General features: G+C 67.5%; 15 protein-coding genes and 1 tRNA gene. 4 read left to right on the forward strand and 12 right to left on the reverse strand.

Annotated features, from left to right (window positions below; all coding sequences use genetic code 11):
* The 4 genes from hemW to rph all read right to left on the reverse strand — a co-directional run.
* Nucleotides 1-1,199 (reverse strand): radical SAM family heme chaperone HemW (gene hemW / locus N7367_RS18140; protein ID WP_279942938.1); only part of this gene is annotated, 1,199 nt, incomplete at its 3' end.
* Between the two features lie 56 nt (nucleotides 1,200-1,255).
* On the reverse strand, nucleotides 1,256-1,852 hold the full coding sequence (gene rdgB / locus N7367_RS18145) for an RdgB/HAM1 family non-canonical purine NTP pyrophosphatase (RefSeq protein ID WP_053519467.1): 597 nt from the start codon (nucleotides 1,850-1,852) through the stop codon (nucleotides 1,256-1,258).
* Nucleotides 1,849-2,238, reverse strand: a complete 390-nt coding sequence (locus N7367_RS18150; RefSeq protein ID WP_053519466.1) for a VOC family protein — start codon at nucleotides 2,236-2,238, stop codon at nucleotides 1,849-1,851. Before N7367_RS18150 ends, rdgB begins: the two co-directional genes overlap by 4 nt.
* Complete coding sequence (rph, locus tag N7367_RS18155) at nucleotides 2,235-2,960, reverse strand: ribonuclease PH (RefSeq protein WP_053519465.1); 726 nt, start codon at nucleotides 2,958-2,960, stop codon at nucleotides 2,235-2,237. Before rph ends, N7367_RS18150 begins: the two co-directional genes overlap by 4 nt.
* 123 nt (nucleotides 2,961-3,083) lie before the next feature.
* Between rph and N7367_RS18160 the strand changes: the two genes are divergently transcribed.
* Entirely contained in the window at nucleotides 3,084-3,944 is an 861-nt protein-coding gene (locus N7367_RS18160) for a YicC/YloC family endoribonuclease (RefSeq protein WP_053519464.1), read from the forward strand.
* A gap of 33 nt (nucleotides 3,945-3,977) precedes the next feature.
* Here the strand turns inward: N7367_RS18160 and selD are convergent, their stop codons facing one another.
* The 8 genes from selD to fdnG form a co-directional block, all read right to left on the reverse strand.
* Nucleotides 3,978-5,057, reverse strand: a complete 1,080-nt coding sequence (selD, locus tag N7367_RS18165) for a selenide, water dikinase SelD (protein ID WP_180875892.1) — start codon at nucleotides 5,055-5,057, stop codon at nucleotides 3,978-3,980.
* 26 nt (nucleotides 5,058-5,083) lie between these two features.
* A tRNA-Sec gene (locus tag N7367_RS18170) sits at nucleotides 5,084-5,179 on the reverse strand.
* A 24-nt stretch (nucleotides 5,180-5,203) separates the two neighbouring features.
* Nucleotides 5,204-7,135, reverse strand: coding sequence for a selenocysteine-specific translation elongation factor (gene selB / locus N7367_RS18175; protein WP_279942939.1), 1,932 nt, complete (start codon nucleotides 7,133-7,135; stop codon nucleotides 5,204-5,206).
* Nucleotides 7,132-8,547, reverse strand: a complete 1,416-nt coding sequence (gene selA / locus N7367_RS18180; protein ID WP_279942940.1) for an L-seryl-tRNA(Sec) selenium transferase — start codon at nucleotides 8,545-8,547, stop codon at nucleotides 7,132-7,134. The genes selB and selA overlap by 4 nt, the downstream gene beginning before the upstream one ends.
* Nucleotides 8,548-8,560: 13 nt before the next feature.
* A complete protein-coding gene (fdhE, locus tag N7367_RS18185) occupies nucleotides 8,561-9,544 on the reverse strand; it encodes a formate dehydrogenase accessory protein FdhE (protein WP_279942941.1) in 984 nt (327 codons plus the stop codon).
* Between the two features lie 218 nt (nucleotides 9,545-9,762).
* Complete coding sequence (locus N7367_RS18190; RefSeq protein WP_053519460.1) at nucleotides 9,763-10,410, reverse strand: formate dehydrogenase subunit gamma; 648 nt, start codon at nucleotides 10,408-10,410, stop codon at nucleotides 9,763-9,765.
* Entirely contained in the window at nucleotides 10,407-11,324 is a 918-nt protein-coding gene (gene fdxH / locus N7367_RS18195; protein WP_065175731.1) for a formate dehydrogenase subunit beta, read from the reverse strand. Before fdxH ends, N7367_RS18190 begins: the two co-directional genes overlap by 4 nt.
* Before the next feature lie 10 nt (nucleotides 11,325-11,334).
* The gene (gene fdnG / locus N7367_RS18200) at nucleotides 11,335-14,403 is read right to left on the reverse strand and encodes a formate dehydrogenase-N subunit alpha (RefSeq protein ID WP_279942942.1); all 3,069 of its coding nucleotides are present in this window, start codon (nucleotides 14,401-14,403) and stop codon (nucleotides 11,335-11,337) included.
* Between the two features lie 351 nt (nucleotides 14,404-14,754).
* Between fdnG and gmk the strand changes: the two genes are divergently transcribed.
* The 3 genes from gmk to N7367_RS18215 all read left to right on the forward strand — a co-directional run bounded on the left by gmk (nucleotide 14,755) and on the right by N7367_RS18215 (nucleotide 18,099).
* The gene (gmk, locus tag N7367_RS18205; protein ID WP_053519456.1) at nucleotides 14,755-15,420 is read left to right on the forward strand and encodes a guanylate kinase; all 666 of its coding nucleotides are present in this window, start codon (nucleotides 14,755-14,757) and stop codon (nucleotides 15,418-15,420) included.
* Between the two features lie 110 nt (nucleotides 15,421-15,530).
* The gene (gene rpoZ, locus N7367_RS18210) at nucleotides 15,531-15,830 is read left to right on the forward strand and encodes a DNA-directed RNA polymerase subunit omega (protein WP_005410877.1); all 300 of its coding nucleotides are present in this window, start codon (nucleotides 15,531-15,533) and stop codon (nucleotides 15,828-15,830) included.
* Nucleotides 15,831-15,936: 106 nt separating this feature from the next.
* Nucleotides 15,937-18,099, forward strand: a complete 2,163-nt coding sequence (locus N7367_RS18215; RefSeq protein WP_053519455.1) for a bifunctional (p)ppGpp synthetase/guanosine-3',5'-bis(diphosphate) 3'-pyrophosphohydrolase — start codon at nucleotides 15,937-15,939, stop codon at nucleotides 18,097-18,099.
* The last annotated feature ends 139 nt before the right edge of the window (nucleotides 18,100-18,238 follow it).

An 18,238-nucleotide genomic window follows, 5' to 3' on the forward strand; every position in this document is an offset into this window, starting at 1 on the left:
TCATTGGTGAAACGGCGGCCCAGTTCGGTCGGGCGGACCTGGCCATCGGCCGTCTCCAGCCAGCCGCGCTGCACGGCCTCGGCCAGCGGTGCGTCGAGCACGCTGCGCGGCAGGCCGGTGCGCGATTCAAAATCACGCAGGCTGAAGCCCTCGTGCAGGCGCAGCAGGTTGAGCATGTACTCGAACGGAAGCCGCGCGGGCGTGATCACGTCATCGCCACCGAACGACGCCGGGGTGCCAGCGCTGTCCAGGTAGGCCTGCGGATGCTTGAGCTTCCAGCGCCGCAGCACGTGCTCTTCGGCGCCGGAACTGATCTTGCCGTGTGCACCGGCGCCGATGCCCAGGTAATCGCCGAAGCGCCAGTAGTTCAGATTGTGCGCGCTCTGCCGGCCGGGGCGCGCGTAGGCGCTGACCTCGTACTGGCCGAAGCCGGCCTGCGCCAGCAGCGCCTGGCAGTGTTCCTGCATGTCCCAGGCGTTGTCTTCATCGGGAATGCCCTGCGGCGGGCGCGCGAAGAACACCGTGTTCGGTTCCAGGGTCAGCTGGTAGTGCGAGATGTGCGCCGGCTGCAGTGCAAAGGCGCGCTCGAGGTCCGATTCGGCACCGGCCAGCGTCTGCTCGGGCAGTGCGTACATCAGGTCAATGTTGAAATTGTCGTACCCCGCATCCTGGGCCATCTTCACCGCACGCTCGGCTTCGCCACTGTCGTGGATGCGGCCCAGCCGCTTCAGCGCTTCGTCGTCGAAGCTCTGGATGCCGAAGCTCAGGCGGTTCACGCCGGCCGCGCGGTAGCGGTCGAAGCGGCCATGCTCGGCGGTGCCGGGATTGGTTTCCAGCGTGATCTCGGCGTTCGGCGCGAAGCGCAGGCGGGCGCTGGCCTGCTGCAGGAAGCGATCGATCGCCTCCGGCGGGAACAGGCTGGGCGTGCCACCGCCGAAGAACACGCTGTGCACCACCCGGCCCCAGACCAGGGGCAGGTCCTGGTCCAGGTCGCGCAGCAGAGCATCGATGTAGGCCTCGAACGGCAGCTCGCCCTTGGCCTGGTGCGAGTTGAAATCGCAGTACGGGCATTTGCGCACGCACCACGGCAGGTGCACGTACAACGACAGCGGCGGTGGCACCAGTCGCGGTGGGCTGTCGTGGTCAGCGGAGCAGGCTTCGCCGGGCAGGTGGTTGCAGTGGTCGTGGGCGTGCGGCATGGGCTTCATCGGTAGTGCCGGCCGCTGGCCGGCTTCCCTGGTTCGATCGGATGGCTTCAGTACAGCGTCGCCAGCTGCTGCTTGAGCTGCTGCAGGGCAATGGCACGGTGGCTGATGGCGTTCTTCAGGGCCGGCTCCATTTCCGCAGCAGTCAGGCCGTGGGTGGTGTCCAGGAATACCGGGTTGTAGCCAAAACCGTTCGTGCCACGCAGTTCGCGGATGATCTGCCCTTCCCAGCGGCCCTCGCAGATCAGCGGCTGCGGGTCGGTGGCGTGGCGCAGGAGCACGATCACCGCATAGAAGCGGGCGCTGCGCTGGCCATCGGGGATGTCGGCCATCGCGTCCAGCAGCTTGGCGTTGTTGGCGGCGGCATTGGTCGGGTGGCCGGCATAGCGCGCGCTGTACAGGCCGGGTGCGCCGCCGAGCGCATCGACGATCAGCCCCGAATCATCCGCCAGCGCCGGCAGGCCGGTCGCTTCGCAGGCCGCGCGCGCCTTCAGCAGCGCGTTCTCGACGAAGGTCAGGCCGGTCTCGTCGACGTCGCCCAGGCCCAGTTCGGCGGCCGAGGTGATCTGCAGCGGCAGGTCGGCAAGGATCTCCTGCATCTCCACCAGCTTGCCGGCGTTGTGGCTGGCCAGTACCAGTTTCTTCATTGACGGGGCTCCAGCAGGTCCCAGGTGTTGCCATACAGATCGCGGAACACCGCGACCGTTGCATAGGGTTCTTCGCGCGGCGATTCCAGGAACTCCACCCCGGCGGCCAGCATCGCCGCATGGTCGCGGTGGAAGTCGTCGGTGTTGAGGAAGAACGCAACGCGTCCACCGGTCTGGTTGCCGATGCGGCTGCGCTGTTCCTCGTTGCTGGCGCGCGCCAGCAGCAGGGCAGCGGCGCTGCCGTCTGTCGGTCCGACCACGACCCATCGCTTGTGGCCCTGGTCGATGTCCTCCAGCAGTGCGAAGCCGAGCTTGCCGGTATACCAGGCGATGGCCTCGTCATAGTCGGCCACCACCAGGGTGGTCAGGGCAAGGCGCCGGTTCATGCCGACAGCGCCGCCTGCTGTGCGGCCAGCAGTTCGTTCACGCCCTTTTCGGCCAGTCCCAGCAGCGCGTCCAGTTCATCGCGGCGGAAGGCATGGCCTTCGGCAGTGCCCTGCAGCTCGATGAAGCCACCGCCATCGTTCATCACCACGTTCATGTCGGTGTCGCAGTCGCTGTCTTCGGCGTAGTCCAGGTCCAGCACCGGAGTGCCGCGGTAAACGCCCACCGACACCGCTGCCACCGCACCCAGGATCGGGTTGCGCTTGATCTCGCCGCGCTTGATCAGCACGTTCACGGCGTCGACCAGGGCCACGTAGGCACCGGTGATGGCCGCGGTGCGGGTGCCGCCGTCGGCCTGCAGCACGTCGCAGTCCAGGGTGATGGTGCGTTCGCCGAGGGCATTGCGGTCCACGCAGGCGCGCAGGCTGCGGCCGATCAGGCGCTGGATCTCCAGCGTGCGGCCGCCCTGCTTGCCACGCGCCGCTTCACGGTCGCTGCGGGTGTGGGTGGCGCGCGGCAGCATGCCGTACTCGGCGGTCACCCAGCCTTCGCCCTTGCCGCGCAGGAAGCCCGGAACCCGGTTCTCGACGCTGGCCGTGCACAGCACGCGGGTTTCACCGAAGCACACCAGTACCGAGCCTTCGGCGTGGCGGGTGAAGCCGCGTTGGATGACGACCGGGCGGAGCTGGTCGGGCTGGCGGCCACTGGGGCGGGAATCGGACATGATGCGGGTTCCGTAAGGGCGGGGAGTACGCCGCCATGCCCGCGACCTTCACGGGGCGGGCAGGGGGGCTCTGGTGAGGGCGCTAGGGTACCATTCCCCCTTTGCACGCACCGGACACATTCCATGATTCGAAGCATGACGGCCTACGCGGGTGGCGAGCGGGTCACCCCGTGGGGCACGCTGGGCTGCGAGCTGCGCTCGGTCAACCACCGCTTCCTGGAGGTCGGCACCCGCCTGCCTGAAGAGCTGCGGGCATTGGAGCCGCAGCTGCGCGAGCGCATCGCCGCGCGCCTGAGCCGCGGCAAGCTGGATCTGGTGCTGCGACTGCGTGCGCCGGACGCGGCGGGGAATCTGCAGGTCGATGAGGCCCTGCTGGGCCAGCTCGGGCATCTGGCCCACCGCCTGACGTCGGATTTTCCCAACCTGCAGGTGAGCTTCACCGATCTGCTGCAGCTGCCGGGCGTGACCCGGGGCGAGGCCACCGATGCGGCGGCCCTGCAGGTCGAGGCGCTGGCCTTGCTGGATCAGGTGCTGGACGGATTCGTCGAAGCCCGCGAGCGCGAGGGCGGCAAGCTCGCCGCGGCCATTGCCGAGCGCGTGGATGGCATCGAGCGCATCGCGGGTGACGTCCGCACGCTGATTCCCGCCATCCGTGATGGCCAGCGTGCCAAGCTGGCTGCGCGCCTGGCCGATCTGCCGCATCCGGTCGATCCCGGCCGCGCCGAGCAGGAGCTGGTGCTGTGGCTGCAGAAGCTGGATGTGGATGAGGAGCTGGACCGCCTGTCGAGCCACATCGTCGAGATCCGCCGCGTGCTCACGCAGCGCGAGCCGGTCGGCCGCCGCCTGGACTTCCTGCTGCAGGAGTTCAATCGTGAAGCCAACACGCTGGGCTCGAAGTCGGTGGACAGCCGCACGTCCAATGCCGCAGTCGAGCTGAAGGTGCTGATCGACCAGATCCGCGAGCAGGTGCAGAACATCGAGTGATGCTGCGGGGCGCCTTCGGGCGCCCTCATCGTTTCAGCGCACGCTGACGCCGGCGGGCCCCGCCAGCAGCTGGCCGATCACCGCGGTCTGGGCAAACCCGGCGTCGGCAAAAACGGCTTTCACCGCATCCACGGCGTCCGCTGCGCAGGATACGAGCAGGCCGCCGCTGGTCTGCGGGTCGGTCAGCAGTGGCTGCCAGTGGGCGGCCACGCCTTCGGCGAAATGCACCTGGCCGCCATACGAGGCCCAGTTGCGGTTGGATGCGCCGGTAACGCAGCCACGTTGCAGCAGGTCCAGGGTCTGCGGCAGCAGAGGCACCTGTGTGCTGTCCACCTCGGCGGCGACCCCGCTGGCACGGCACACCTCCAGCAGATGGCCGAGCAGGCCGAAGCCGGTGACGTCGGTCATGGCATGCACGCCGTCCAGCGCGGCAAGGGGCAGGCCCACGCTGTTCAGGCGGGTGGTCGACTCGACCATCTGCCGGTAGCCCTCGGCATTCAGCACTTCTTTCTTCAGCGCCGACGAATACACGCCCACGCCCAATGGCTTGCCCAGCACCAGCACATCGCCCGCGCGGGCATCGGCATTGCGCTTGAGCCGCTGCGGATCCAGCACGCCGATCGCGGCCAGGCCATAGATCGGCTCCACCGAGTCGATGCTGTGGCCCCCGGCCACCACGATGCCGGCGTCGGCACAGGCACGTTCGCCGCCCTGCAGGATGCCGCGGATCGTGTCCTGTGGCAGCGTATTGATGGGCATGCCGACGATGGCCAGTGCGAACAGCGGCCGCGCGCCCATCGCATACAGGTCCGACAGCGCATTGGTGGCGGCGATGCGGCCGAAGTCGAACGGGTCATCGACGATCGGCATGAAAAAGTCGGTGGTGGCGACGATCGCCTGGCGATCATCAAGCCGGTAGACCGCGGCATCGTCACTGGTCTCGCGGCCGACCAGCAGTTCGGCCGGCGCAGGGAACGCCGGGGTGCCCCGCAGCAGTTCGGCCAGCACGCCGGGTGCGATCTTGCAGCCACAACCGCCGCCGTGGGCCAGCGAAGTCAATCGCTGCGGAGCCTCGGCCGACGGGGGGAGTGGGGACTGCACATGCGAGGCCATGCCGGCATCTCCTGCAGGAACACGAATGGCGGAAGGCAGCAGGAGTCGAACCTACCAGGGAGCGATCGACGCCCCCTGCTGGGTTTGAAGCCCAGCCGCATGCCCGGATGCGCATGCCTTCCGAAGGTACGGCGGTACCGGTGCAGTCAACCGTGGGCGGTGTTCCATTGCAGGTCGCCGCGCGGCCGATGCTGGTCACCGACGCGTCGAGTGTAGCCAACGCGATTGAAGAACTCCAAGATCTGGATGCTGCGCTTGCGGCCCAGGCCGATGGCATCGCGGAATGCTGCAGCATCCACCATGCCGGTTGCCTGTGACAGCCGGGCGACCGTTGCCGCCAGCGCGTCGATGCGGGCCGGTGCGTAGAACAGGTCCGGCACCACCTGGAACAGCTCGCCGCGCGCGGCGGCGCGACGCAGGACCGCACGCATCTCCTCCTCGGCGAAGCCGAGATCGGCCGCAAGCGTGCGCACCCAGGGCGGATCGAAACCACCGGCATCCAGACGCGGGAGCACGCGTTCGAGAAGCGCGCGCTCGCGTTCCGGCGGCGCATGGTCGTGGCCTGGCAGCCGCCACCACGCGCCCACGCGCTGCAACGCGCCATCGTCGAACAGGTCCTGCAGCAGCGCGTTCCAGAGACTGGTCGAGAGCGCGGGCAGGGTGCTGCGCTGCAGGCGCCCGCTGTCGACACCGGGCTCGTCCGGCCGTCGCTCGTGCCAGTCATGCAGCGAGCGGATCACCTGTTCGCGCAGCGCCTGCCAGTGCGAGGCGAGGATGATCACCGTGTCCTCGCGGGTGGCGATGCGCCGGGCATCTGCAGGGAGATCGATCTGTGCGGCCTCACGCCGGCAGTAGCGTTGCAGGGCGGCCAGCGCGATGCCGGCCGGTGCCTGCTGCAGCAGCGGCCCGACGCCGGCGCCGGCCGCGAGCTGTTCAAGGGCTGCCAACCACGCCCGGCGTGCCGGGCTGCGCCGACGTCGTTGCGGTGGATCGGGATCGAGCACGGTGCCGCCGCCCAGCGTATGCGCTGCAGCCGAATCGCGGGCGATGAATCGGTCGCCGCACATCGCACAGACCGGGGCATCGAACACCAGCTGCACCAGCTGGCCGTTGCCACTGTCTTCATCCTCCAGCAGCACCACATGGGCCTGCCGGTGCATCGTGCCCCAGTGGATGTGCAGCGGTGTCCAGTCGCGCAACGGTGCGGCCAACGCGGACAGCCGCAGTCGCACATCAACGCGGGTGGTGGCCTGCAGCGCGCGCGGATCGGCGATCCAGTCGCCGCGGGTGATGCCGTCGCGGGCGATGGCGGCCAGGTTCAGGGCACAGCGCTGTCCCGCGGCAGCCTGTCCACTGGCCTGGTTCTGCGCATGGATGCTGCGGATGCGCACGTCGATGGCGGTCGGCATCAACTGCAGATGCGCGCCGACCGCGGCCACGCCGCCCTGTACCGCGCCGGTGACCAGTGTGCCGTGACCGGCCAGCGAGAACACGCGATCCACCGGCATGCGGAACAGCTCGCTGCGGCGCTGGGCCGTCCGGCGGCTGTCGTTAGCGGCGGCCCACGCATGCAGGTGGGCGCGCAGCGCATGGATGCCGGCATCCGCGCTGTCGGTGCTGTTGCAGGCGAATACTGCAGACCGCTGCAGCGGTGTGCCGGCCAGCAGGGCAACGATCTCCGCTTCGGCCTCGGCAATGCGCGCCGCATCCACACGGTCGATCTTGGTCAATGCCACTGCAGCGCGGTCCACACCCAGCAGCTGCAGGATCGACAGATGCTCACGGGTCTGCGGCATCACGCCGTCATCGGCGGCGATCACCAGCAGCGCCACATCGATGCCGGTGGCACCGGCCACCATCGTGTGCACGAAGCGCTCGTGACCCGGCACATCGACGAAGCCCAGCATCGCCGGAGGCCCCTCTCCGCCTGCGGCCTCCACCGGCACATAGGCATACCCCAGTTCTATGGAGATGCCGCGCGCGCGCTCTTCCTGCAGGCGATCGGTTTCGATGCCGGTCAGTGCCCGCACCAGGCTGGTCTTGCCATGGTCGATATGCCCGGCGGTACCGACGATCATGCCTGCAGCGCGCTCCACTGGGCGAGGAAAGCAGCCTCATCCCCGTACTCAAGCCCGCGCAGATCAAGCCACAGCGCATCCTCGGCAATGCGCCCGAGCACCGGCCGTGGCAGGCCGCGCAGGCGCTTGGCCAGACGGTCCAACCCGGCAGCTGCAGCGACGCGGATGCGCAGGCCGGCGCTGGCCAGTTGCGCCTGTGGCTGCGCGCCACTGCCGACCTGGCTGTACATCGGCACCGCTTCAACCGCGTAATGCGCGGCCAGCGCCTGCTGCACGGAAGGCAGCAGGCGCTGTGCCTGCGCATGGATGTCTCCCTGTTCGCGGGACAGCGTGCGCAGGGTCGGCAGCCGCTGCGGCAGCAGTTCCGGTTCGCGGTACAGCGCCAGTACCGCTTCCAGCGCGGCCAGGCCCATCTTGTCCATGCGCAGGGCGCGCTTGAGCGGATTGCGGTTGATGCGTCCGATGAGGTCGGCGCGGCCGGCAATGATCCCGGCCTGCGGTCCACCGAGCAGCTTGTCGCCGCTGAACGAGACCAGGTCGGCGCCCGCCGCCAGCGCTTCCTGCACTGTAGGTTCGCGCGGCAGACCGTGGGCAGACAGGTCGCACAGGCTGCCACTGCCAAGGTCCACCGCCAGTGGCAGCCCGTGCCCGTGCGCGATCGATGCCATCCGTGCAGTGTCGACCTTGGCAGTGAAGCCGGTGATGGCGTAGTTGCTGGCGTGCACTTCCATCAGCAGCGCGGTGCGCGTGCCGATGGCGCTGTCGAAGTCGGCCGGATGGGTGCGGTTGGTGGTGCCCACTTCGCGCAGCCGCGCACCGGCGCTGCGCATTACATCGGGAATGCGGAAGGCGCCGCCGATTTCCACCAGTTCGCCCCGCGACACGACTACCTCGCGGCGATTGGCCAGGCTGTTGAGCAGCAACAGGACTGCTGCTGCGTTGTTGTTGACCACGGTCGCTGCTTCGGCGCCGGTCAGTTCGCAGACCAGTGCACGCACGCGCGCATCGCGGTCGCCCCGACGGCCCAGGGCGATGTCGAATTCCAGATCCACCGGCGCCGTCATCGCGCGGGTCACTGCGCGTACCGCCGCGTCCGGCAACAGCGCGCGGCCGAGATTCGTGTGCAGCACCGTGCCGGTGAGGTTGAATACCGGCTGCAGATCCAGGCGTGCGTCGGCTGCCAGCGCCGACTGCAGGGCCGCGACCACGCCGGGTTCCGCGACGGCCCGCTGCAGCTGTTCCGGTGACAGCTGGCCGCGGCCGCTGCGCTCGCGCAACCCCTGCACGTGCTCGCGCAGCAGATGGGCGATGCGGCTGCGGCCGTGGTCCCTGATCAGCGTCGACAACGCCGGCAGGCGCAGCAGGCGGTCCAGCGAGGGCAGGGCGCTGGCCGGGGCGGTGGGGGCGTGCACGCGAGGCATCGGTTCAGTCGCCGTCGGACTGCCAGAGCAGCGGATTCTGGCTGGCGCGCATGTAGCCTTCCTCGCCCAGCAACAGATCCAGTGCCAGGGTGCCGAGGTCGTCGGCGACCGGCTCCAGCGCCGGATCCTTCTCCAGGTACAGAATCTTGCGGTAGCTGTGGCAGTGCTCGCAGGTCTCGGCGCGGATCGCACCTTCACGCACCACCTCGCCTGCATCGCCGTCGACCTCGGCCAGTGCGCGATAGGCGATGTCCTTGCCGGCCGCGCCGCATTGGCTGCACTGCACGCGCACGTAGTGCCACTGGCAGGCGCACAGCGAGCACGACAGATAGCGGTAGGAGGCGTAGGGTGGGCGCGCCTGCACCACACTGGCCACCGGCAACGAGCCGCACAGCGGGCACAGCCCGGGTGCATCGGCAAGCGGTTTCAGGTCGGTGGGGCGGAAGCTGGCCGCGAGTACGGCCCAGTACACCTGCAGCGCGTTCATCACCAGCAGGGCAGCGACCGCGTCCAGCGACGGTGCGTCGTCGCGCTCCAGCACCGCATGCGCCTGTGCATCCAGCCAGGCGTCAGCGGCCGCGGCAACCCGTTGCAGTTCCTGTCGGGTCTCCGCAGGCAGCCCGGCTTCATCGGCGCAGTGCCGGCACAGCGCGCGCAACCAGTCGCGCCATCGGCCATCGAGCTGAAGTGTGTTGGCGGGCCGCAATGGCATGCCGGCGCTGGCCGCCGCGCTCGACTGCTGCGCGCGGGCCTGCGCCTGCAGCGCCTCGCGTTGCTGCGGCGTCAGTTCGTCCAGCAGCGCCTGTTGTGCATCGGCCAGTGCCGCCAGCAGCTGCAGGTAGCCACCGATGGCACTGCGTCCGGCCAGGCTGCGCAACCGGTCTGCACGTCCGCCGAACAGCGAGGCGATATCCGGCAGGATGATGCGCGGGACATCGCGCGAGGCCAGCGTCTCGATCTCACCGGGTTCAAGGATGCGTTGCGCCATGCGGGGCCAGCCGGAAGAACCAGCCTCCATCCTCGCCGTTGTCGACGCTGGCGTCCAGCGTGTTGCCGGCCATCGGTTGGGTTGTTGCCGTTCATCGTGTCGACCCAGGTCGACACCCACCAACAGCAGCGGGACCCGCCCCGCCATCCCTCAGGAAGCCCGCTTTTGACGTTGACGTTGACGTCGATCCGGCGGGTGCAGGGCCGCAGGCCCTGCCGTTACCCCTCTCCGCGCCGCCCGCGCAGGATGTCCCTGAACCACTGCCGATGGTGCTTGTAGGCCCACCCATAGGTCACCTTGCCCTGGGTCATCGCGCGCACCGAACCCTTGATCCAGATCGCGGCATAGATGTGCACCACGATGGCGCATACCAGTACCCAGCCAAACAGTGCGTGCACCAGCACCGAAAAACGGATCACGCCGATCGGGAACAGATGGCTGAAATACTGCCGCCAGATCACGAAGCCGGTCAGCAGCAACGCCGAAAGGCAGCCGATGATCGCCCAGAACAGCAGTTTCTGGCCGGCGTTGAAGCGGCCAACCGGTGGCAGTGTCTCATCCTCGTTGCGCAGCACTTCGCGCATGCCGCGCAGCCATGCGCGGTCGTCGGCGGTAGGCAGGTTGTCACGCCACATGCGGAAGGCGAGCAGGGCGAAGCCCACCACCATGGCCAGGCCGACGAAGGGATGCAGGATGCGTGTCCACGGCCCCCCACCGAACAGCGCCGTCAAGGGGAACAGCGCAGGGTGGAACAGGGCCAGGCCGGACAGCGCGGTCAGCACGAAGCAGATCGCCACGATCCAGTGGTTGATGCGGGTCGGAGCGCGGTAGCGCACGATCTGGCGGGGGTGCGGGGCGTACTTCATGGCCGCTGCTCCTCTTCGATCTTCTTTGCTTCGTGCTCGGCCTGCTCTTCCTCCTCATCGTTGACCGTGTTGCGGCCGATGCCGATGTAGTGCAGGAAGCCCACGAAGGCTGTCGCGGCGATTGCTAGCACGCCCAGCGGCTTGGCCACCCCCTTCCAGACCTCGACCATGGGGCTGATGCGCGGGTCCTTTGGCAGGTCGGCGTACAGCTCGGGCTTGTCCACGTGCTGCAGCACGTACATCACGTGGGTGCCACCGACGCCCTGCGGGTCGTACAACCCGGCATTCCCGTAGCCGCGTGACTTCAGGTCCTCGACGCGGCCGGCGGCATGCTCGGTCATCGCCTGCTTGCTGCCGAACGTGATCGCCCCGGTCGGGCAGGTCTTCACGCACGCCGGCTCCTGGCCCACGGCCACGCGGTCCGAGCACAGCGTGCACTTGTAGGCCTTGTGGTCCTTCTTGGAGATCCGCGGCACGTCGAACGGGCAGCCGGTCACGCAGTAGCCGCAGCCGATGCAGTTCTCCTCCTGGAAATCGACGATGCCGTTGGCGTACTGGATGATCGCGCCCGGCGACGGGCAGGCTTTCAGGCAGCCCGGGTCGCTGCAGTGCATGCAGCCCTCCTTGCGGATCAGCCACTCCAGCTTGCCCTTCTCGTCCTCGTACTCGCGGAACTTCATGACCGTCCACGACTGGTCGCTCAGGTCCGGCGGGTTGTCATAGCTGCCGACGCAGCTGCCGACCTCGTCGCGCAGGTCGTTCCACTCCATGCAGGCGACCTGGCAGGCCTTGCAGCCGATGCACTTGCTCACGTCGATCAGTTTGGCGACCTGCCCGGTGTGGGCGCCGCGCGCCTGCGGCGAGGGCGTGGTGGTGGCCGAGCGGCGGATGATGTCCAGCGATTGCAGTGACATGGCGTGTCTCCTACACCTTCTCGACCTTGACCAGGATGCACTTCGATTCAGGCGTCTGCGAATTGCCGTCACCGATGGCGTTGGTCAGCGTATTGGCGATGTAACCGGGCTTGGCAGCACCCAGGAAGCCCCAGTGGATCGGCACGCCCACCTGGTGCACCGTCCTGCCATCGATCTGCAGTGACTTGATGCGCTTGGTCACCATCGCCACGGCTTCGATGTGGCCACGCTTGGAGCTGACCCGCACGCGACTGCCGTTGCCGATGCCCAGCTCGTCGGCCAGGGCTGCGCCGATCTCTACGAACTGCTCCGGCTGGATGATGGCGTTGAGCTTGCCGTGCTTGGTCCAGAAGTGGAAATGCTCGGTCAGCCGGTAGGTGGTGGCCACGTGCGGGAACTCGTCCGGCGAGCCGATCTGCGCGCGGTCGCTGTCGAACACGCGCGCGGCCGGATTGTTCAGCGTCAGCGCCTGGCCCGGGCTCAGCGGGTTGCTGCGCAACGGCGTGTCGAAGGGCTCGTAGTGTTCCGGGAACGGGCCTTCGGCCATGCCGGCCTTGGCGAAGAAGCGGGCGATGCCCTCGGGGTTCATGATGAACGGGCCCATCCCGCCGGCCGGGTCTTCATCGGCCTTGAAGTCGGGCACGTCGATGTTGCCCCAGTTCCTGCCGTTCCAGGCGAGCAGGGTGCGTCGCGGATCGAACGGCTGCCCGGCGACGTCGCACGAGGCGCGGTTGTACATCACGCGGCGGTTGGCGGGCCACGCCCAGGCCCAGCCCAGCGTGTTGCCGATGCCGGTGGGGTCGCTGTTGTCGCGCCGTGCCATCATGTTGCCGGTCGGCCCCCACGCACCGATGTAGATCCAGCAGCCGGAAGACGTGCTGCCGTCGTCGCGCAGGTCGCCGAACGCGGCCAGCTGTTCGCCGGCCTTGCGCACCAGCCGGGTCGGGTCCTTCGGGTCGAACACGTCCACCAGGGCCTTGCCGTTGTACTCCATCGCCAGTTCTTCCGGCGTCGGCAGCTTCGGGTCGGCGTAATTCCAGGCGAGGTCGCGCACCGGCTCCCACCACGCGCCGCCGTCCTTCTCGTACAGCGCCTTGATGCGGTGGAACAGCTCGGACATGATCTCGATGTCGCTGCGCGCTTCGCCCGGTGCGTTGGCGCCCTTCCAGTGCCATTGCAGCCAGCGCGAGGAGTTCACCACCGCGCCGTTCTCCTCGGCGAACGAGGTGGTCGGCAGGCGGAACACTTCGGTCTGGATGGTGCTCGGGTCGACGTCGTTCAGTGCGCCATGGTTCTGCCAGAAGGCGATCGTTTCGGTTTCCAGCGGGTCCATGCTGACCATGAACTTCAGCTTGGAGAACGCGCTGATCAGCTTGCCCTTGTTCGGTGCCGAGGCCAGCGGGTTGAAGCCCTGGCAGATGTAGCCATGGATCCTGCCTTCGTTCATCAGCTCGTAGGCCTGCAGCATGTCGTAGGGCTTGTCGAGCTTGGGCAGGTGATCGAAGCACCAGTTGTTGTCGGCGGTGGCGGCATCGCCCCACCACGACTTCATCAGACTGACATGGAACTTCGGGTAGTTCTGCCAGAACGACATCTGGTTGGCGCGCAGCGGCTTCTGCGTGCGCTTGGCGATGTAGGCGTTGTAGTCCTGCTCGTCCTGCCTGGGCAGTGTCAGGTAGCCCGGCAGCAGGTCGGACATCAGGCCGATGTCGGTCAGGCCCTGGATGTTGGAATGCCCACGCAGGGCGTTCATGCCGCCACCGGCCACGCCGATGTTGCCCAGCAGCAGCTGCACCATCGTGCCGGCGCGCACGTTCTGCGCACCGACCGAGTGCTGCGTCCAGCCCAGCGCGTACAGGATGGTCATCGCCTTGTCCTTGCCGGCGGTGGACGCGATCATGTCCCAGATCTGGCGGATGCTGTCGGCGGGCGTACCGCAGATGCGTTCGACCATCTCCACGGTATAGCGTGCGTAGTGCTGCTTGAGCAGGTTGTAGACGCAGCGCGGGTCCTTCAGCGTCGGGTCGCTGCGTACGTAACCGTCGTCGCCATACAGGTAGTCCCAGCTGGAGCGGTCGTAGCTGCGCTTCTGCGGGTCATAGCCCGAGTACAGGCCGTCGGTGAAGGCGAATTCGTCCTTCACCAGGAACGACATGTCGGTGTAGTTCAGCACGTACTCGTGCTGGATGCGGTCCTCGGCCAGCAGGTAGTTGATCAGGCCACCCAGGAACACGATGTCGGTGCCGGTGCGGATCGGCGCGTAGACATCGGCCACCGCGGCCGAGCGGTTGAAGCGTGGATCGATGACGATCAGGCGGGCCTTGTTGTGTGCCTTGGCCTCGGTCACCCATTTGAACCCGCACGGGTGTGCCTCGGCGGCATTGCCACCCATGATCAGGATCAGGTCGGCATTCTTGATGTCGACCCAGTGATTCGTCATCGCACCTCGGCCTAGCGTCGGGGCAAGACCTGCCACCGTCGGGCCGTGTCAGACACGTGCCTGGTTGTCGAATGCGAGCATTCCAAGCGAGCGGACGACCTTGTGGGTCAATACCGCGGTTTCATTGCTGGTGGCCGAGGCCGCCAGCATGCCGGTGGTCAGCCAGCGGTTGACCGTCTGCCCCGCCTCGTTTTTCTGCACGAAGTTGGCGTCGCGGTCTTCCTTCATCAGCCGCGCGATGCGGTCCAGAGCGTCGTCCCAGCTCAGGCGCTTCCACTCGTTCGTACCCGGTGCCCGGTATTCCGGGTAGAGCAGGCGCGATTTGCTGTGGATGATGTCGGCCAGGCCGGCGCCCTTCGGGCACAGCGTGCCGCGGTTGACCGGATGGTCCGGGTCGCCCTCGATGTGGAAGATGCTCGGCTCGGCGTTCTTGGCGCCATCGCCGAGGCTGTACATCAGGATCCCGCAGGCCACCGAACAGTACGTACAGGTGTTGCGGGTCTCGGTGGCGCGGGTCAGCTTGTACTGCCGCACCTCCGCGAGCGCGATGCCGGGCGCGAAGCCCATCAGGGCCAGGCTGGAGCCCACCAGGGTTGTCCCGGTGACCTTCAGGAACTGGCGGCGACTCATCGAGGGCATGCCGTTCTCCTTGGATGGCGGGGAGGCGTGCAGGCCTCCGGGCTGTCGGTGGGTACGGCCGTCGAAGGGGAGAACCGCCAGCATGCCGCGAGCGTCTTTCCGGGAACGACCGCAATGCCCCGGTTATAGCACAGCCCCCCGCATGCCCATGTGGCACAAGGCCGGCCGGGTGTGGCCGGGCGCGGGGAGGGGCCGCTCTGGTAAAGTTGCGTGCCCGCACCCCGGGGAGCCGTCTGCCGGGCCTGGTTCCAGGATGTTCCGCGCAGTCCCCGCCGTCCTGGCGCGATCCTCCGCGCCATGTCTGGAACATCGAGGAAAAATTTTGCGAAATCAACCAGTTGGGTTCCGTGCATGAGCGCCCCGTCCACCCCGTCGGCCACCATCGCGCGCGGCACGCTGTACATCGTTGCCGCCCCTTCAGGCGCCGGCAAGAGCAGCATCGTCAACGCGACGCTGGCCCGCGACCCGCAGATCGCCCTGTCGATCTCCTTCACTTCGCGGGCCATGCGACCGGGTGAAGTGAACGGTGAGCACTATCACTTCGTCACCGCAGAGAAGTTCGAGCAGATGATTGCTGCGGGCGACTTCTTCGAGCATGCATGGGTGCACGGAGACTGGAAGGGCACGGCGCGGCAGTCGGTGGAACCGCAGCTGGCGGCCGGCCAGGATGTGCTGCTGGAGATCGACTGGCAGGGCGCGCAGCAGGTCCGGCAGCTGGTACCGGGCACGGTCACCGTGTTCATCCTGCCGCCGTCCAAGCAGGCCTTGCAGGACCGCATGCGCAAGCGTGGGCAGGACAGCGAGGCGGTGATCGCCCAGCGCCTGGGCGCCGCCCGCGACGAGATGCTGCACTTCAATGAGTTCGACTACGTCATCGTCAACGAGGTGTTCGACACCGCCGTGGACGAGCTGTGCGCGATCTTCACCGCCAGCCGCCTGCGCCGTGAGGCCCAGAAGGTCCGCCACGCCGGGCTGATCCAGGCCCTGTTGACCCCTGATCCGGGCGCAACTGACTGATTCCAAAAGAATCGGGTGAGGGTTGGCTTGATTTTGTCCAGCCCCTGCCGGTACACTCCGTCCCCTTTCCCTCATTCGACTGAGCGGCCGACCGGTCGCCGGGAGCCCGTATGGCCCGCATCACCGTAGAAGATTGCCTGGAAGTCGTTAACAACCGTTTCGAGCTGGTCATGATGGCCTCCAAGCGTGCCCGCCAGCTCGCCAATGGCGTGCAGGCCACGCTGGACAACAGCGAGACCGAGGACAAGCCGACCGTGCTGGCGCTGCGCGAGATCGCTGCCCGCAAGATCGACAACGCGCTGATCGACGAAGTCGAGAAGGCCGAGCGTGAGCGCGCCGAGCGCGAAGCGCTGGAGTGGGCCGCCGCGGAAGTGGTCGCCGACGAAGACATGTCCAAGAACGACGATTGATCGCATCGATCAACGTCATCGCTGGACACGCCGAACAGCCCGCCCCGTGCGGGCTGTTTCGCATTCAGGATTTGCCGTAAACGTCGCGCTGGAATAGGCTTCGGGCATGAACCCAGGCCCCACTGCCAAGGTCGCCGCAGCCCCCACTGCCGCCGTACCCGACTACGTCCTCCAGCTTGAACGCGCCGCCCATTACCTGCCGCCGGAGCAGCTGCCGCTGCTGCGCCGTGCCTGGGAAGTCGGGGCCGCTGCGCACGCTGGGCAGACACGCAAGTCGGGCGAGCCCTATATCACCCATCCTGTGGCGGTTGCGCAGGTGCTGGCCGAGCTCGGCCTGGATGTCGAAGCGCTGATCGCCGCGATCCTGCACGACACCATCGAGGACACGCCGCTGACCCGCGAGGCGCTGGCCGCCGAGTTCGGCGAGCCGGTTGCCGAACTCGTCGATGGCGTGACCAAGCTGGACAAGCTGAAGTTCCGGGACCGCCAGGAAGCTGCCGCGGAGAGCTTCCGCAAGATGCTGCTGGCGATGTCGCGCGACCTGCGCGTGATCATGATCAAGCTGGCCGACCGCCTGCACAACATGCGTACGCTGGGCGCCCAGAGCCGCGAAGCGAGGAGCCGCATCGCCCGCGAGACGCTGGAGATCTACGCGCCGATCGCGCAGCGGCTGGGCATGAGCCTGGTCAAGAGCGAGCTGCAGAACCTGGGCTTCAAGGCGTTGTATCCGTGGCGCCACGCGATCCTGGAAAAGCACATCCGCAGCCAGCCGGTGGTGCGCCGCGAGGCGATGGCGCAGGTGGAAGTGCAGCTCTCGCAGCGCCTGGCGAAGGAGGGCATCGAACACCGCCTGGTCAGCCGCATCAAGACACCGTGGAGCATCTACAACAAGATGCGCGACGAGAACAAGAGCTTCGACCAGGTGATGGACGTGTTCGGGTTCCGCCTGGTCGTGCGCAGCGTGCCCACCTGCTATCACGCACTGGGCTCGGTGCATGCCACGTTCAAGCCGCTGGACGGTCGCTTCCGTGACTTCATCGCCATTCCCAAGGCCAACGGCTACCAGTCGCTGCACACCGTGCTGTTCGGACCGTATGGCTCGCCGATCGAGGTGCAGATCCGTACCGAGGAAATGGACCTGATTGCCGAGCGAGGCGTGGCCGCACACTGGACCTACAAGTTCGGTGGCGATTCTCCCAACAGCGCGCAGAGCCGTGCCCACGCGTGGATCGTCGAGTTGATCGATTCGCAGCGCGCGGCCGGCTCGTCGCTGGAATTCCTCGACAACGTGAAGGTCGATCTGTTCCCGGACGAGGTCTACCTGTTCACGCCGAAGGGGAAGATCCTGGCCCTGCCGCGCAATTCCACCGCGCTCGATTTCGCTTACGCCGTGCATACCGATGTCGGCAACATGGCGGTGGCCTCGCGCGTGGACAAGAAGCTGGTGCCGTTGCGCACCAAGCTGGTCTCCGGGCAGTCGGTGGAGATCATCACCGCGCGTTCGGCCACGCCCAAACCACAGTGGCTGGAGTTCGTGGTCACCAGCAAGGCGCGCACCGCGATCCGCCACCAGCTCAAGCAGCTGGAGCACGAGGATGCCGTGCAGCTGGGCCACCGCATGCTTGACCGTGCGCTGGAGGCGATGGATTCCTCGCTGGAGCGGCTGCCGAAGGGGCGCCTGGATGCATTCCTGGCCGAGCACCGTTTCCCGCGCCTGGAGGCCCTGCTGGCCGAGGTCGCGCTCGGCAACTGGATGCCGACCCAGGCCGCGCAGGCGCTGATGGCCTATGCGGAACTGCGTGGCGGCCCGCATTCGCGCCACCACTCGCAGGAGAAGATCCTGATCAATGGCAGCGAGCGCGGCGTGGTCACCTTTGCGGGCTGCTGCCAGCCGATTCCCGGCGACGACATCATGGGCTACCACACCGCCGGCAAGGGCATCGTGGTGCATCGCATGGACTGCCCGAACCTGGCCGAGCTGCGCAAGTCGCCCGAGCGCTGGGTGCTGATCGGCTGGGATACCACCGTTTCCGGTGACTACGACACCTCGCTGGTGGTGGAAGTGGAGAACGGTACCGGCGTGCTGGCCCAGCTTGCCGCCGCGATCGCGCAGAGCCAGTCCAACATCGAGCGCGTGGATTATCTGGATCGCGATTTCAACGCTGCCGTGCTGGCGTTCAACATCCAGGTGCGCGACCGCAACCACCTGGCCGAGGTCATGCGGCGCCTGCGCCGCCTGTCGGTCGTGCAGTCGGTGCGCCGCCAATAGAGCCACGCCATGCGTAAATGGTTTTTGTAGAGCCGAGCCCACGCTCGGCTGCTCTTGCCTGAAGCGTGGATGACGTTCCGCGCACACGACGCGCGAGGATGCGCCCGGCCCGGAGGCCATGGGTGGACGGTGCACCGGT

Origin of the sequence: Stenotrophomonas sp. GD04145 (assembly GCF_029835135.1) — a bacterium.
In the GTDB taxonomy this organism is placed as follows: domain Bacteria; phylum Pseudomonadota; class Gammaproteobacteria; order Xanthomonadales; family Xanthomonadaceae; genus Stenotrophomonas; species Stenotrophomonas maltophilia_P.